The organism is Paraburkholderia caledonica (genome assembly GCF_000383275.1).
Lineage (GTDB): Bacteria > Pseudomonadota > Gammaproteobacteria > Burkholderiales > Burkholderiaceae > Paraburkholderia > Paraburkholderia caledonica.
This window is the reverse complement of the sequence record NZ_KB911034.1, coordinates 40,830-56,339: the sequence shown is the minus strand read 5'-3', so window position 1 is coordinate 56,339 and position 15,510 is coordinate 40,830. Positions and strand designations below refer to the sequence as shown.

Genomic DNA, 15,510 nt, shown 5'->3' with positions numbered 1-15,510 from the left:
TTGAGCGGCCAAGTGTGCCTATCGCACCGCAATTTCCCTCGCAACGCCGGCTTCGCTGGTCACACGCCCTGCGGTCGCGGTCGCCGATACGAGTCGTCGTCTGCATCCGTGATGACTCGCTGGCGACATGACAACAACATCGCGGCGTTCGTCACATCAGGGCACACGCAGATCAAAGCGATCGAGATTCATAACCTTCGTCCATGCCGCGACGAAGTCGCGCACGAACTTGTCCTTGCCGTCCTGGCTTGCATACACCTCGCCGAGCGCGCGTAGCACGGCGTGTGACCCGAACACCAGGTCAACCCGCGTACCGATCCACCTAAACTTGCCGGTAATGCGATCAGTACCGGCGAACTCGTCGCACGCAGTGGAGACCGGCTTCCACTGCGTGTCCATGCTGAGCAGATTAACGAAAAAATCATTGGTAAGCACGCCTGGACGGTCAGTGAATACACCGGGTGCGTCAGTGTCTGTCGATACACCCAGCGCCCGCAATCCACCGATCAGTGCTGTCATTTGCGGCGCCGTGAGCGTCAGCAGTTGCGCCTTGTCGATCAGCAGAGCCTCGGCGTGCACCCGCACGTCGCGCTTCCTGTAATTGCGGAATGCGTCCGCGATGGGCTCCAGGGCCTTGAACGAGTCGACGTCAGTCTGCGCCTGCGACGCATCCGTGCGGCCCGCGGCAAACGGAACCGACACTGCGTAACCGGCCTTTTTCGCGGCCTCCTCAACGCCAACGCCTCCCGCCAGAACGATCAGGTCTGCAACCGATATCTTCCTGCCATCCTTCTGCGAGTCGTTGAAGGTGCGTTGAATGCCTTCCAAGATGTCCAATACGCGCCTTAACTGTTGTGGCCGATTCACCTCCCAATCCTTCTGGGGCGCGAGACGGATGCGTGCGCCGTTGGCACCGCCGCGCTTGTCTGATCCTCGGAACGTCGAGGCGGAAGCCCACGCCGTTGACACCAACTCGGTCACGGAAAGCCCTGATCCGGCGATCTCCCGCTTGAGCGCGGCAATGTCCGCGTCGTTCGGTAGCGGATGATCAACCGGCGGAATCGGGTCTTGCCAGCCAAAATTCTCCGCAGGTACTTCCGAGCCAAGATACCGTGCGCGAGGGCCCATGTCCCGATGCGTCAACTTGAACCAGGCGCGAGCGAACGCATCGGCAAACTGATCGGGATGCTCCAGAAAACGGCGGGAAATCTTCTCGTATTCCGGGTCGAACCGCAGGGAAAGGTCCGTGGTCAGCATGCCGAGTCGAACCTTCTTTGATGAGTCATGCGCGTGCGGAATCGTCTCTGCAGCGTCTTTCGCAATCCACTGATGCGCGCCGGCCGGGCTTTTCGTCAGCTCCCATTCGTGGCCGAACAGGTTTTCGAAAAAGCCCATTCCCCATTGGGTGGGCGTGCTGGTCCACGTCACTTCGAGCCCACTGGTGATAGTGTCGGCGCCCTTGCCAGTGCCGAACGTGTTCTGCCATCCAAGGCCCTGATGTTCAAGTCCAGCCGCCTCCGGCTCCGGCCCCACGTGGTCGGCGGGGCCTGCACCATGTGTCTTGCCAAATGTGTGGCCGCCCGCGATCAGGGCGACCGTTTCTTCGTCGTTCATCGCCATGCGGGCGAACGTGTCGCGAATGTCGTGCGCGGCCGCAAGTGGGTCGGGGTTGCCGTCGGGGCCTTCGGGATTCACATAGATGAGGCCCATCTGCACGGCCGCAAGCGGGTTCTCAAGATTGCGCCCCCCATCCGTGCGGCTTTGCTCGACTCCGTGCAGTTCTTCATCGGCGACGATCACGCCTTCCTCGCCGCCACCCGCCGCCTTTCCATAGCGAACATCGCCGCCCAACCAGGTCTTTTCGTTACCCCAGTAAACGTCCTGATCCGGTTCCCATGTATCCTCCCGTCCTCCGGCGAAACCTAAGGTCCTGAAGCCCATGCTTTCAAGCGCGACGTTGCCCGCGAGGACAAGCAGATCGGCCCAGGAGATCTTCTGGCCATACTTCTGTTTGACCGGCCACAGGAGTCGACGCGCCTTGTCTAGGCTCACGTTGTCGGGCCAGCTGTTGAGCGGCGCAAAACGTTGCTGTCCTCGTCCCGCTCCGCCGCGACCATCACCAGTACGGTAAGTGCCGGCGCTATGCCAGGCCATGCGAACGAAAAGCGGACCGTAATGACCAAAGTCAGCAGGCCACCACCCTTTCGAATCAGTCATGGCAGCGACCAGGTCCGTCTTGAGCGCAGCGAGGTCAAGCGTATTGAAAGCTTGCGCATAGTCAAATTGGGAATCGAGCGGATTCGACTTGCTGGAGTGCTGGTTCAGCAGGTCCAGCCTCAGCGCTTCAGGCCACCAGTCGCGATTGGTAGTGCCGCTGGCGGCCGCATGATTGAATGGGCACTTCGAGGTATCAGACATCAGATTAGTCCTGTTTTGTAGCTGCTTTGTGTGCTGGCTCTTGCTGCCGCCAAACCGTATGCCTGGCAACAAGCGGGAAAAAATCGCGGAAAGGCACTCTTACTCAATCAGAGACTGCAAGCCAATGCAAACAGCTGCCCCGGCGATGTCGCGCGGCTCGGGGAGTACGGTTTCCGCGTCCCCAAGCAAAGCCGACTGGAAGGTCGATGCCATCAGTGTCTTTCGCTTCCGAGACTCAACCGGTTCAAGACCTCAGTCACCCCAGAACTTGCCGCGCCCGCTGTTGCGAAAGCTCGATTTGCGCCACCTCAAGCACCGTTCCCGCCAGTGTTATCGCCCCGGAACTGGCGAAGACAGACACCTGCGCCGCCCTGTCAATACCACCTGCATAGACCAATGATTTCCGTGCGCTGGCTGCGAGATGGCGGTTCTCAATCCGCCTCGCCTTCATTCGCGCCGCGCGCTGTACTTTTCCTGGCTCCTTCGGCGGTGCCAGATAAGGCTGAGCAGGCGGCCGATATGCGACATCCGCCCCGTCGGCGAATGTAACCCCCTGCCACGGACCTGTCGCAAAAGCGCCGTGCAGGCGACGCGCTGAAGCGCTGCTTTCAACCTTCTTAAGTGAATTTCCCGATTTGCTCGCAGACACTACGTCCACCGTCTCGAAGCTGCTTCAGTGCTCTCCAGAGAAATGAGTGCGCGCGCCTTGTCGCCGCCGCATTCGTTTAGCTCATGTGCGACTTCGCTCGCGAGAATCATCGCCTGACCGTTTGCTACGGTGCGACGCCGCGCTTGGGGCTTATAAACGATGTCGTCCCGCCGGATGGCTTTACCGCCCAAAGCGCAAACACCGCGAGAGCGCGCCCGGCAGCGTATCCATTTCTGATCGCTGTAATAGCAGCGGGTCGCATCCTGCCAGAGGACCATGATCATGGTGACACTCAGGCGCTCCAGTACGCGGATCCGTGCGTGCCGTGACGACCCATCTTTCTTTTCCGCGTCTTCAGAAAATATCCCCACGCGAACTCCTGACAGATTTCGCATGACGTGGTCCCAGATTGTCAATGACGCTTGTCCGTCGGTCTGGGCTAACAAAATGCCGTTATTCTGCAAGATAGTCCTCCCAAAGAGCAAAAAGTCGGTACCCCTTGTTAAACGTGGGCTGCGCGCCGGAATTGCAGCGTGTCAGTGAAACGCCCGAGCCCTCGCTACTGCCGCTCTGAAGTCGGCAGGTGAACGAACTGCGCGTCGAGCCATCTGCCCGTTTGCAAGTGCGCTCCGGTGAAACGGCCTATCGACACGACCGTGTCCCCGGCGGCAAAGATCTCATTGGGGGTTGCCTGCTAGGCGCGCCATCCACCCGCAATCCTGCCGAACACCCCTTCGCCGACCTCTGGGGAAGTCCGATAAGGGTTGCAGTCTGAATAAATGAAGTTTTCCGCCTCATTCAATTCAATCTAGAGGGCCATGCAGCCCGCGTAGCGGCAGCGTCACGTCGCCCTAGCGCTCCTTACAAGCGCTACACGACAAGCCTTTCAAGGCGAGATCATTTGTGATCCTAAATTCTACATGTTCTATTTACTGCCTTTTGAAATACGATTCATATCAGTTCTTCATTTCGAGCGTCGTAACGGTCATCGCCATCGCAGGTGGCGACGCTGTCGAGACTGTCCGGTTACGGCGGGTTGTTATGACCGGTCCGGGTTCTAGGAATCAGAAGCAACCACACCCGCGCGGCAGAGAGCATCGCGTGAACCATCCTGATTTCCTCGTAATAAAACGGTTGAGCGAAAAGAATCGCCAAGAGCCACTTCCTCACGTTTGCCATTGACAGCCTAGCCCGGTGCGCCGGTGTCTTCATCGTTACCCGCGACGAGGAACACCCGAGATACGCTGCCTTCGCGTCTGTGAGGCAGCGCAGTCTGATATTCGTCGCTGGCGTACCAGGCGCGCGCGGCTGCCATCGTGGGAAAGGACAAGATCGCTACGCCTTCGGCCGGCGCTCCTTCAAGCACTTCGTGCTCACCGTAGAACGCTATAGGAGTCAACGGATGCCTGGCACGCGCGAGCGGTGCCAGACTCCGATAGCGGCTGAGTGCTGTCGCATCGATTGTCCGCTCGCGCACGATAACGACATACGCGGTCATTTGTCGACGCTCCCGGCAGTAGTCAGGGCGCGGGCGGATTCGAGCGACGACCCGGCATTCTGCCCGGTGATAGACAGCCCGTCCTCAACTACATATAAGCTCCAATCGGGACCGCGCGGATAGATCGCGCCTTTTGTCTTCAGCTCATCCTCCACAAGAAACGGCAAGATGGCTTTCAGGCCAGCCGCCTCATCTTTCGTGCTTGCAAAACAGGTAACACGTTTGCCTTCTACGAGCGGCCGGCCGTCGCGGTTTTTCACACGGCGAGGAACGCCCGTTGCGTGCCAGACCGGCGTGACCGGCTTGCGGGCTGCCGGGGAGGCCTTGATCAACGCGATGGACGTCGCATCTTCGGCCAGATCCCATAGCGGCCCATTGCCCCCCGGGTAGAACTTAATCTGATTCGCGGACTCGTTGCTCTTTGATTCGAGAGGTGGCCGGCCGCCATTCGGCGACGCCAATGCGATGTGCGCGCCCGCTTCCCGGAATTTGTAATAAGGCGCACCAAGCTCCTTCCGCCGGAAGGCGGTCTTTCGGCCGGTATCCCCGAGCTCGTGGTGGGACGTCAGCATCATTGATACTTTCATGAAAAACTCCTGGCGAGTACCGGCCACGTTGCCCTTGTCGAGAAATCGGCCTCAATCCATAAACGGAACGAGGCTTTCGCATTTACCGTCGCCGACCACCGAGTTTCTTAACCTCGTCCGCAACGCCCCTTGCAACCACGGTCAGGGCTTTTCGGCACTAATGTGCACCACAGAGTTGACTCTAGCGAAGGCCACGTCGATCAAGAAGTAAATTGTTGTAAAGCACCATTCGAAGGAACGGCCGAGCATTCAACAACCCTCCTGCTTCGCACCATCGGGAGTATTCGATCTCTCCGCTGGGTTCGCCGCCATTGCAGGTCGTTCTCGGTCAGCAAATAGACACCCGTGTTCGACGGTAAAGGAATGGCTTGCAAAACCGTGGAACACGGCGAAGAAAGCCAATGACCGTTGCTGAGACATCATCCAGCAAGACCTGCCATCTTGTGTTTTACAGCAGTGTTCTGTTAGGCGTACTACGAGAGCGGCTGACCAAATGGGGAGGTAGCGCTCTAGATACCACATCGGCAAATCCATCGCGGGCCCACGGTGCATCAGCTCACATCAAAAGCCGCCTTCGGCCGACGGGCTTCAAGGACGCGCCAGCGGTCTGGTTCGCTTGAAGTCCTACAAGCGCTGGAGAATATCCGCAGGCCCATCTGAAGGACTAGGCCAACTGGATCGATGGACTTCACGATTGTGTCGGGGAACTGGACCCCATTTGTGTCGAAAGCGTCAGCATTTCCGCAACGATGTCGCAGGAGCCGTTGTCGCTGAGCCCCAGTCCGCGTCCGCGCGCGCCGCCACAAACAGCACTTGCAAAACCGATCAGCGGGGCGATAACAACGCCCCCCGAACGCTGTCTAGAGTTTGATTTCGGTGCCCAGTTGCAGAAGAACCTGGGCCAGCCATCTGGGATGGGCAAGATAAACTGGACAAGTCACGAAATTGCCGTCGGTGATCGCATCATCCATACGGATGTCCGCATACTCGCCGCCGGCCAAACGAATATCAGGCGCACACGCGGGATAACCGGAAATGCGCTTGCCGCGGATAACGTCTGCAGCTGCAAGTAACTGGGCGCCGTGGCAGACCGCGGCGATAAGCTTTCCGGCACCGGCGAATTCCTGCACGATCTCAACGACACGCTCATTCAGGCGAAGATATTCCGGTGCGCGGCCGCCAACGATCATCAATGCATCATAATCGTCCACTTCGACGTCATCGAAATTTGCATTCAAGATGAACAGATGTCCTGGCTTTTCGGTGTATGTCTGGTCACCTTCGAAGTCGTGAATCGCAGTTTTTATTTTGTCTCCCCTCTTCTTGCCGGGACACACCGTATCAACCTTATGACCAATCATCTCCAATGCCTGGAAAGGCACCATCATTTCATAGTCTTCTGCGAAATCACCAGTCAGAAACACGATTCTCTTAGCTGCCATATCACTATCTCGTCGAGGTAATCAATGTCCAATCGATTCGGTCGAACCGCTATCGATCCCACTCAAACTAGTTCAGACCACCGTCACATTTACCCTCCGGGTATGTATCGCGTGGGAATGCATGGACCGGAGAACGGTAGCGTCGTGCCACGATATTTTCGCCGGACGGTCCGGTCACTGGCCCGCCTCCATGTGCGATGTGCTTAAGCGCCGCCTTCGGGACGGAGCGACAGCCTGCTGGTAACTGACGTCACTCCCTGCACTTTCTTCGCTGCCGCGACGGCGAGTGCATCCTGATCCTGACTGTCGATCTGGCCGGCCAGCGTGACACGTCCCGTGTTTGCGTTGCCGAAGACGGAAATGGTCGCGCGTTCGAGACCCGGCGTTTTAAAGAGCGCTTTCTGAACCGTTTTTGAGAACGCACGATTGGCCGCACGTACCGACTTCTTCGTCGGCGTCGCCTTGGAAGTTGCAGCTGCGATATCTGATGTCGCGGCGTCCGCAGCGAATGTTTGGGGAATGGCTGAGGCGATGAGCGAGAGCGTGAGACCGCTGGTCACAACGAATTTGCGAAGTGTCATCATTAGATTCTCTTGTGGTTACAAAACACAGGCTACGGATAAACAGCAAAAACAGCGAAAGCGACATGCCGAAAACGAAATTCACTAGGGATACGCTGATCGCAGTATCGCGAGCGAGACTACATCGGCTCAGAGGCGGCAAAGTACGGCGTTTCGGTCAGTGATGAGGGAGTCACTGGCCTCACATGGGCGGAACGATCCCCCTGCCCACAGCGATAAGCCCCGCTTTATTGCCCGGGACGGTCTTTATGAAGACGGTAGACCCCACCGCAACTGCTGACCGGTCGACCGGAATAAATCGCGTAACCGGCGCGGTGGACGGAACTACGATACGCGCCGCCTTATTGCCGACAAGAATCACCGTTAGTACATGTCCTGCCTCGCTGCTGCTCCTGGCAGATACGATGCCATTGGTCATGCTGGTGTTAGTCAGCTTGGGTGTTGCAGACGAGACGCCCGAGACGACGCCATTGGTCATACTCGTTGCAATGGTGCCTGACGGGTTAGCGCCTGACGTGTCAGGCAGCGGATCCCAACTCGCGTAGCCCGCACGACCCGCGCGCATGCTGTCTGGGATCAGCACGATTTCGACCGCTGTCCAGTGATTTCTTGGCCCCTTGCTCGCGGTGCCGATGAAGTCGTTGGGCTTGATCGCGTCGAAGCTTGAGGGAACAACATCAGCGTATGTCGTGAATGATCCGGTCTTCAAGGTGAAGGTACGGCCACTTCGCTCTTTCAGCGTGATGGTCTCGTGATCGATCGCGACAACAGTGCCTCGAACTCGAGCTGGTGCATCCGTCGAGACTCTAGAATCGCCGAAGGCCGAAGCAATGGCGAGCAAGGCGGCAGCCATGAATAGAAGTACGCGAAGGGAAAGCATATGGCATTACCTCGTCGTTTAGGCGGAGCGTGTCCTTTCTCCAGAGTCCGCTCCTTCGCTGCTGATAGCTTCGTCCAGAGCCACCAGCAGCAACGCACGCACGCCGAGCCACGTCCGCAAAGACCAACCTCGACATTTGTGAAATCGTGGCGAGATGCGAGCCGTTAATTCCAAGGTTCGCCATTGCCGAATGACCAATCCTCGCGATCGACGTACACCATATTGATCATCACGTCATCAGGGCGAACGGATAGTTTCTTTTTCAGTTCGTCGGCTATGTACCGGAAGAAGGCTAGCTTCGAATCTTTGTTGTTGCCTACAGTGCTGGTTACCTGAATCAAGATGAAATCCGGCGATCGATCAAAGCCGAGAAAGTGGGGATCGTAAATCAGATTTTCGGGCGAGTGCTCTCCGACGACAATGAAGCGATCGCCGTCCGGCGCCTTTAGAACATCAACGATTCCATGATACACAACGTCGGCCAGAGTGGCGCGATACTCGGCGGTTTTCCCTTTAGCCAAATCGATTCGAGCAAACGGCATAATAATCTCCTGTCTTGCAAAGCTGGAAGAGTTGAGGGTACGCTGACACGAGGACTTCGGCATCGTGCTGTAAGCAATCTACGGAACACCTACCGAGCAGTAAATGCTAAAAGCTCTCAACTTTCTGCCTTATTCTGGAACAGGTCATTCTTCTCGCTCAAAGTGTTACACGCCGCGGATTTGATTGGTCGTTGCAGTCTTTTTCAAAAGGAAGTCAAAGGCAGCGACCCACCGGTAGGGGTCAAAAACTGGCGGGAAGCTAATAAAACAATCGCCTAGCAGATCGCGCGTTAGCCAGCTCTTTGTGGATTCGAGTGACTGCATGAAAAAAAGCCGACTTCGTGTCGGCTCAAGCAAGTTCGGGAAGCCGCTGCATCACATGCATCGGCGTGACCCGGTCCGCTCAACCCTCCGGCGCTTCGTCGAGAGCCGTCCGCAAAATCATTGCGCTTGCATTGAGCGGCGCCGGCCGGCACGGGCGAGGCTTGTAGACAGCGTCGCCGCATTCGATGCGACGTCCGCTCAACGCGCAGACCCCCCCCACTCGCGCGCGGCACGCATGCCAGACCTGGTCGCCATATGAGCAATGCGTTGCGTCGTGCCACGCCAGTGTGGCCGTGTACGGCGAAGGACGGTCGATCACGATGACCTGTGCCTGTAGCCACTGCCCGCCTGCCGGCGCGCGGCGATGCCATACTTTCTTGTGAGCAAGGGCGGCAACATCTTCGCAATCGGCCGGCTGCGTGTCGCCCGACAACGCGGACAGCAAGCCGAGTGTGCGCAGCCACGGGTCTGTGTAGTTCGCTTTGTCCAACATGATGACGCTCCTGTTCGAAATAGACGGAGAAGCCGAGAGTGAATAACGCGGCAATCGCTCGCGCGGTGAGCAGCGCAGTGAGGGCCGCGCTGTCTCGTTCGGCGGCATTGGCATAACGGTGCGCTGCACCGCCACGACGACGTGTGCTTAAGCCGGTTCGTTGTGCATGCGGACACTTTCGTCGCCTTGCGCGACGGGTGACTCACGCACCGGCCCGCCGGTCTGCCGCAGAAATGCTTCGCTCACTTCGAGAAAGGCGTTGATTCGCTCGTTGATGTGGATATTGATTCGCACGCTGATCAGCGGACCGGTGCATGCATTGCTACGCGCGTTGATTTGTTTAGCGATCGACATTTTTCTTGACCCTCCAGCAATGCGGCGTCTCGCCAACCAGCCGTTTGAACACCGTCGTAAAGTGAGCTTGCGAGCGAAAGCCACAACTGAGCGCCACGTCGAGCACGTTGTGGCGCGAAGTCAGGAGAAGTTTCTGCGCATGCTCGATGCGCTTCTGCACCAGATAGTCGTGAGGACGCATGCCTGTTGCGCGACGAAATTGCGAGGCGAAATGCATGCGCGTCAAGCCGGCACTGTCGGCCATGTCCGCAAGTCTGATGGGCTCGGACAGATGCGCGTCGACAAAATGGATCGCACGGTTTAGCCGCCACGGCGGCAACGTGCTGGCCTTGCGAGCGGTGCGCTCCGTCACGCTGAAGTGACGGGTGATCACGCACGAAACAATCGCAAGGCTGATGCTATCGGTGAAGACCTTGCCGAGCGCAAGGTCCTGCGGTATGGCAAGCGCCTCTGCGAGACGGCCGAGCGCAACATCGCGCACGAGCTTCTGATCGTCGATGCGGATTTCGATTTCGCCAGCATGAGCGCAGCCAAAAGTGTCCCCGATGCATTCGCTCAAAGCCTGCTGCGAGACGAAAACATGCAGCACATCCGCCGCGAATTCGAACACTGCGCCGCACTGTAATTCAGGCGCGATGATCTGAACGGCCTCTGCCGTCACGCGTCCGTGAATCAGAGTCTGCCCCGCATGAGAGAAGGTATGCGACGTGCATTTCAGATTCATCACGATGCAATGGTAACCGGCATTTCCGGCATTGAACACTCCGTGCGGCTCGCAGTGGCGATAAATGGTAAGCCGTCAAACATGCTTGGAGAGCTCCTGCCGACATTTGACGTCGTCAAATCGCGCCGCGGTGAGTCACCGAACATCCGCATGTATTCGCGAAAGAACTGAGACGCACTAGCATAGCCAACCTCAATTGCAACGCTTTCCACGTTTGAGCTGCCGGCCATCAGACGGCGACGCGCTTCAAGCAATCGAAGTCGCTTTTGATACTGCAACGGCGTCGTTGCCATAACAGACTTGAATTGTCGATGGAACGTCGCGGGACTCATCGCAACGACACTTGCAAGGTCCTCCATACGAATCGGCTCATTAAATTTTTCTCTCAGATATCGAACCGCTTTAAGCACCCGCCTTTCGTGACTATCGTTCGTTAAAGCCCGTATTATTGGATCACGGTTTCGGCTAGTAAGAAGTCTATAACAGATCTCGCGCATGATCCCTGGATATAATGTTGATATCGATTCAGGATTTTCCAAAAGGCGAACACATCGCAGTGCACAATCGAGAAGCTGAGGGTTTGGGTCAAGTAAAACTTCGCTATATGCAACGTCGTCATTAGCCACATTTGGCTCGAGTCCAAGTTCTTGGATAAGTTGTTGTGACTGGGAAAGATCAAGTTCAATCTCGAGTCTTACAAAAGAGCTCGTTGAACAATTGTCCAAATGCGGATAGCTGCAATAGCCTTTATCTGCCACTACAGATGCTTGGCAACGCTCAAAGGCCTCGCAGTTGTTGCGAGAAATTGTAATACAGACTGCTGGCCTTATTGTGCGACGGACAGGATGCATCCCGCGCTTTAAGCGCTCGATCGTCATACCTTCAATCGCGGTATCTCTTTTGTCGCTATAAAGATCCAGTACATATGCAAGCTCTTGCCAACTGGTTCTGCGCAAGACGTCGGTTGCGGGGTTATTCATGTTGCACTCCCGTTCGGTTCGTGAACCTTGTTGTTTGCAGCAATTGCCTGCTCCGGCGTTACCCATCTTCGCCAATGCTCCGGCCCATTCAGAAAATCTTCCGGCCGGTGTACGCTGCGCCTTCTCGTGCAAGACGTCTCAATAAAAACTACAGCTGTGGTGTCTTGAGGATACTTTGCACCGTGGCTACCAGAGGGTTAATTGAGGTAAATTACGATCTGTTATCTGAGCCTAGGTCCCACGGACGTTGCGGATCAATCGTCCAAGCTTCGTTGCGTCGCTAAAAAATGAATGCCGGTTGACACCGCTCACCTTGATGCGACGACTGCTCGTTAGGTATCCTTTGTATACGTGCACTTGCAGAGTCGTCCGACCAACTAGTTGGTCTCTTCTGGGGACCTGCCTGAATATAGCCGTCGCTCGCTGCTTGTTGCCTACGGCGGACCGTTGGCCGCGGGATTAGCTCCGAGCGAATGCGCTGCTCAGCCTGATGAAGCTGTTTTCCTGCGAAGTGCGATTTCGCTTTCGCGAGTTACCAGCATTACTTGCGCAACGGCTGACTAGAAAAGTACACCGCAGCCGGGCCCGGTTACAGTAAATCTTAGTAAATCCTTTTTTGGATGCTGTGTTCGGCGTGGTCGTTTTTGCGACTAGATACGACCCTTTCGGATGAGCATCCAGCCTGACTCATAGCCCCTTATGTGCGCGACGCAACCGACTCGCCGCCTCCCGGTAATCCCGTGAGTCAGCAAGCACATCCTGCTGCCTTGCTCGGCGTCGCAAGTCATGAGAAGCGTCGATTGTGTTGGAGCGGCCCGCCGAACAAAGACACTGGCGCGGTGATGAAGCGCTCGGAACGCCAGGTATGTATAAGAGCGCTCGGCAAACAGCGGGCTGCCTTCGTTCCCTCGGCAAGCTCGACGATTAGCTGGTCAATCCCGAGCACCTGCGGGCTCGACAGTTGCATGAAGGAGTCGACCATTGACGACAGCAAACGGACGGCAGCACCATGCGGATACCGCTGCAGCCCGCGTATCTGTAGACGATGCCCTCATTCTCGGCCTTACGCTGCGGCTGCTGCTCGAAGGCAACAACGTCGCGGATTTCGACGAGCAGTTGGCTTTCGCGCGCTGTGGATTCGTGACGTGCCCTTGAACACCCGGATTATCGGGACCCGGTCGGCCATCTCAGCTCTTGGGTTTTTCTCCGCACGCTCGCGAGCCACACGCAGCGTATCGCACTCGTGAGCGGCGCGATTATGCTAACGCGCTGCGCCACCCGTTGCCTTGCCAAGGCAGTGCTGTCGGTGAGTGCCTTTAGTCATGGGCGCTTCATTCTTGGACTGGGTTCGGGTGACCGGCCGCCTGAATACGCCGTGTTCGACCGCAAGTCGGCTGAGCGGCGCGAGCCCTATCGCCGCACTGGGACGCGCTCGCCGCGGCGCTCAGCAAACGGGTCTCGGTTGGCCCCCAATCGCGCGCCCGAAGACGCGCCCGCCTTGCAGCTGTTGCCTGACGGCGCGGACGGCGTGCCGATTCTGGCTGTGGGTTCTGGCGGTCAAAGCGTCGACCGGATCGCGCGGCATTCGCTTAGATAGATGCCCTATCATCTCGATCCCGACGCGCACCGCGCGCGTGACGGCATGCCGGTGCGCCGCCGTTGAGGGCTAAGTCGGGCCACGCGTTTGCTTTCCTCGGAGCGGTCATCGGACTCTATAAGCAGAAAACCTACTCGTTATCGGCATCCTCGGTAGAAGCGACGCGAGCATCGAAGCGCGCTCTTGCGGCCTCGACTTCTCCGAGGTTCTCTAGCGTCCAGAGGTACAGCGCCTGAAAGGGCTGATCCAATGACCGTCCGAGCTCGGTGATCCGGTATTCGACAGAAATTGGCGACGTCGTAATGACTTGCCTGTCCACGATGCCGTTTCTCTCCAGACGACGCAGACACTGCGTTAGCGCTTTCTGCGTTATTCCGTAGATACGACGCTTGATCACGTTGAATCGCAAAGGCCCGTCGCGTAGCGACGCAAGGATCACCATCGACCACTTATCGGCAATCTGGTCGAGCATTACGCGACTCGGGCAGACAGCGGGTGGCGGGACATCGATTTTAGTTTTGCTCACGTGGTTCCCTGGATGATACCTGGTTGCATAACGGTGCCTAATTGACACCTAGTATAAACGCGATACCATGACTGTGCCTCACCCTTTCCACACAGGACTCAGTCCAGCCCGCTTGCGAATACCAAGCGCGTCACGGAAGTTCTCAATGCAGTGCGCCATAAAGCGCGGGATCGAAAATCGGCTTGGGTTGATAGTCCATAACTGAACAGGAAACGCAAAGTGATCGCTGTCACCGGCGCAAATGGAAATCTCGGTCAGCTTGTGGTGAAAGGCCTGCTTGAACATCTTCCTGCGACACAAATCGTGGCGGCAGTTCGTGACCCGGCGAAGGCGGAAGGGCTGAGAATGCTGGGAGTCCAGATCCGCAAAGCCGACTATGACGACCCAGAAACGTTGGTGGACGCATTCGCCGGGGTGGATCAGGTACTGCTGATATCGGCCGTCGTGCCAGGCGAACGGCTGCGTCAACACAAATCCGCAATAGATGCGGCAAAGACGGCTGGGGTAAAGCTTGTCGCCTATACAAGCATGCTCCGCGCTGACACCTCTTCTTTGATACTCGCATCTGAACACAGTGCAACAGAAGCATACCTGAAGGCTTCCGGTATGAACTTCATCCTGCTACGGAATGGCTGGTATCTGGAAAACAGCACAGATGCGATCGCCCCAGCACTGGCTCGTGGCACGATCATTGGCAGCGCGAGCGTTGGGCGTTTCGCCGCGGCGTCGCGCGGCGACTACGCACAGGCCGCTGCCGTGGTCCTCACCCAGCCGGGCCATGAAAACAGGACGTATGAACTCGCGGGGGACCATGCTTTCACTCTGCCAGAGTTTGCCGAAGAGCTCTCGAAGGTAGCTGGTAAGACGGTTACTTACAGCCACCTTTCCGCGAAAGAATACGAGGACATATTGTTAGCTCACGGTTTGCCAAAGATGATCGTGGACGTTGTCGTCGACGCGGAAGTGAAGTCGGCGACGGGACAACTCGACAGTTCATCGTCCGATCTGGCGACGCTCCTAGGCAGGAATACCACCCATTTTTCGGACGCCATCAGGGCAGCGTTGCAAGTTTGACTGGAGCTCGCGAATGAGCGCGTCTGGTCGCCCTGCTCGTTTTATCGGGCTGCCGTGCCACCGCGTGACCCACCAATCACGACCCGTTCTCAACGTCTTGCTTAACATGAACGCGTCGGAAATACTCGCCGTTACATTCGGCGCAGCCTTTTGCGGCGTTGCCAAGTTAATTTTTTAGTTAGGTCAGATGCCATAATGAAGGAACCGAATTGCTCTATCACAGTCACCTCGCCTCGAGCCGCGGTCATCAGTAGCACTCCGTGCGCTGGTAGCTCCGCTCCAGATGAGCTCCGGTGGCATCGAGGTACTGCTTTATGAGCGTGGTGTGAACGTGACTTACAAGGCGTCCGACGGTGGTGCGATAAGTTTCGGCAAGGGCTTCGCTCGCCAAACCGAAGCCGTGCGCCATACTTACTGTGGCGCGCGACTGAGGACTTAGGCGCCGAACCCGCCAGGTTGCTGCAAGAGCGGCGCGTTACAGCCGCGACCAAGCGTTTTTTCAAGCGTGGGTCAGGCTCGAGCCCGGTGCCGCGCAAGATCGTTACCGATCAGTTGCCGCAGCTATCCAGCGGCGAATGCGGAGATGCCGGAGCATGCGAATGTGAAAGAATTTTTCGTCAAAACAGTTTAGAGTTGCGGAAGCCGTGCATGCGCCGCTCGCGCATCGGTTGGTGGCTGCTCTCTGCGTAGTTTTCCGCCCACAAGAGAGATTTCCTCTTTGCTTCGGTGAGAGCCGGCGACATTTCGATTTCAAGCGGCATCTCCTGCATGCTTCACGCTATCGCAAGCAGCTCCCAGCCTGTTCCGTTGAATGCCGTCAATCGTTGAAAGCCGGTCGACT

14 protein-coding genes and 2 pseudogenes are annotated in these 15,510 nt (G+C 57.3%); 2 read left to right on the top strand and 14 right to left on the bottom strand.

What is annotated here, in order from left to right; genetic code table 11:
- Nucleotides 1-156 precede the first annotated feature (156 nt).
- From katG to H281_RS35790, 12 genes and pseudogenes are all read right to left on the bottom strand, one after another.
- Entirely contained in the window at nucleotides 157-2,418 is a 2,262-nt protein-coding gene (gene katG / locus H281_RS0100285) for a catalase/peroxidase HPI (protein WP_020065083.1), read from the bottom strand.
- Between the two features lie 648 nt (nucleotides 2,419-3,066).
- Nucleotides 3,067-3,531 carry a DUF3331 domain-containing protein gene (locus H281_RS34170; RefSeq protein WP_241077825.1) on the bottom strand — a complete coding sequence of 155 codons (465 nt, stop codon included), beginning with the start codon at nucleotides 3,529-3,531 and terminating at the stop codon, nucleotides 3,067-3,069.
- A gap of 722 nt (nucleotides 3,532-4,253) precedes the next feature.
- Nucleotides 4,254-4,565: a DUF1330 domain-containing protein gene (locus H281_RS0100260; RefSeq protein WP_020065079.1), complete on the bottom strand. Its 312-nt coding sequence runs from the start codon at nucleotides 4,563-4,565 to the stop codon at nucleotides 4,254-4,256.
- The gene (locus H281_RS0100255; protein WP_027804163.1) at nucleotides 4,562-5,152 is read right to left on the bottom strand and encodes a type 1 glutamine amidotransferase domain-containing protein; all 591 of its coding nucleotides are present in this window, start codon (nucleotides 5,150-5,152) and stop codon (nucleotides 4,562-4,564) included. The genes H281_RS0100260 and H281_RS0100255 overlap by 4 nt, the downstream gene beginning before the upstream one ends.
- A gap of 860 nt (nucleotides 5,153-6,012) precedes the next feature.
- On the bottom strand, nucleotides 6,013-6,594 hold the full coding sequence (locus H281_RS0100250) for a DJ-1/PfpI family protein (protein ID WP_020065077.1): 582 nt from the start codon (nucleotides 6,592-6,594) through the stop codon (nucleotides 6,013-6,015).
- A gap of 203 nt (nucleotides 6,595-6,797) precedes the next feature.
- Complete coding sequence (locus H281_RS0100245) at nucleotides 6,798-7,175, bottom strand: BON domain-containing protein (RefSeq protein ID WP_027804162.1); 378 nt, start codon at nucleotides 7,173-7,175, stop codon at nucleotides 6,798-6,800.
- Between the two features lie 181 nt (nucleotides 7,176-7,356).
- Nucleotides 7,357-8,055 carry a hypothetical protein gene (locus H281_RS36695; protein ID WP_020065075.1) on the bottom strand — a complete coding sequence of 233 codons (699 nt, stop codon included), beginning with the start codon at nucleotides 8,053-8,055 and terminating at the stop codon, nucleotides 7,357-7,359.
- A gap of 164 nt (nucleotides 8,056-8,219) precedes the next feature.
- A complete protein-coding gene (locus tag H281_RS0100235) occupies nucleotides 8,220-8,597 on the bottom strand; it encodes a tautomerase family protein (RefSeq protein ID WP_020065074.1) in 378 nt (125 codons plus the stop codon).
- A 403-nt stretch (nucleotides 8,598-9,000) separates the two neighbouring features.
- Nucleotides 9,001-9,414 (bottom strand): DUF3331 domain-containing protein, encoded by a 414-nt coding sequence (locus H281_RS0100230; protein ID WP_020065073.1) that lies wholly within the window; start codon nucleotides 9,412-9,414, stop codon nucleotides 9,001-9,003.
- Nucleotides 9,415-9,561: 147 nt separating this feature from the next.
- Entirely contained in the window at nucleotides 9,562-9,768 is a 207-nt protein-coding gene (locus tag H281_RS0100225) for a hypothetical protein (protein ID WP_020065072.1), read from the bottom strand.
- Nucleotides 9,755-10,540, bottom strand: a pseudogene (locus H281_RS34165) (helix-turn-helix domain-containing protein); the annotation flags it as partial. The gene H281_RS0100225 and the pseudogene H281_RS34165, both read right to left, overlap by 14 nt.
- The gene (locus H281_RS35790) at nucleotides 10,492-11,343 is read right to left on the bottom strand and encodes an AraC family transcriptional regulator (protein ID WP_241077836.1); all 852 of its coding nucleotides are present in this window, start codon (nucleotides 11,341-11,343) and stop codon (nucleotides 10,492-10,494) included. The pseudogene H281_RS34165 and the gene H281_RS35790, both read right to left, overlap by 49 nt.
- A 1,110-nt stretch (nucleotides 11,344-12,453) precedes the next feature.
- Here H281_RS35790 and H281_RS37600 point away from each other — a divergent pair.
- Nucleotides 12,454-13,066, top strand: a pseudogene (locus H281_RS37600) (LLM class flavin-dependent oxidoreductase); the annotation flags it as partial.
- 133 nt (nucleotides 13,067-13,199) lie between these two features.
- Here H281_RS37600 and H281_RS0100200 read toward each other — a convergent pair.
- Nucleotides 13,200-13,541: a winged helix-turn-helix transcriptional regulator gene (locus tag H281_RS0100200; protein WP_020065066.1), complete on the bottom strand. Its 342-nt coding sequence runs from the start codon at nucleotides 13,539-13,541 to the stop codon at nucleotides 13,200-13,202.
- Between the two features lie 273 nt (nucleotides 13,542-13,814).
- Here H281_RS0100200 and H281_RS0100195 point away from each other — a divergent pair, with 273 nt between their 5' ends.
- Nucleotides 13,815-14,669 (top strand): SDR family oxidoreductase, encoded by an 855-nt coding sequence (locus H281_RS0100195; protein WP_020065065.1) that lies wholly within the window; start codon nucleotides 13,815-13,817, stop codon nucleotides 14,667-14,669.
- 617 nt (nucleotides 14,670-15,286) lie between these two features.
- Here the strand turns inward: H281_RS0100195 and H281_RS36690 are convergent.
- Nucleotides 15,287-15,439: a hypothetical protein gene (locus H281_RS36690; protein ID WP_020065063.1), complete on the bottom strand. Its 153-nt coding sequence runs from the start codon at nucleotides 15,437-15,439 to the stop codon at nucleotides 15,287-15,289.
- Between the last annotated feature and the right edge of the window lie 71 nt (nucleotides 15,440-15,510).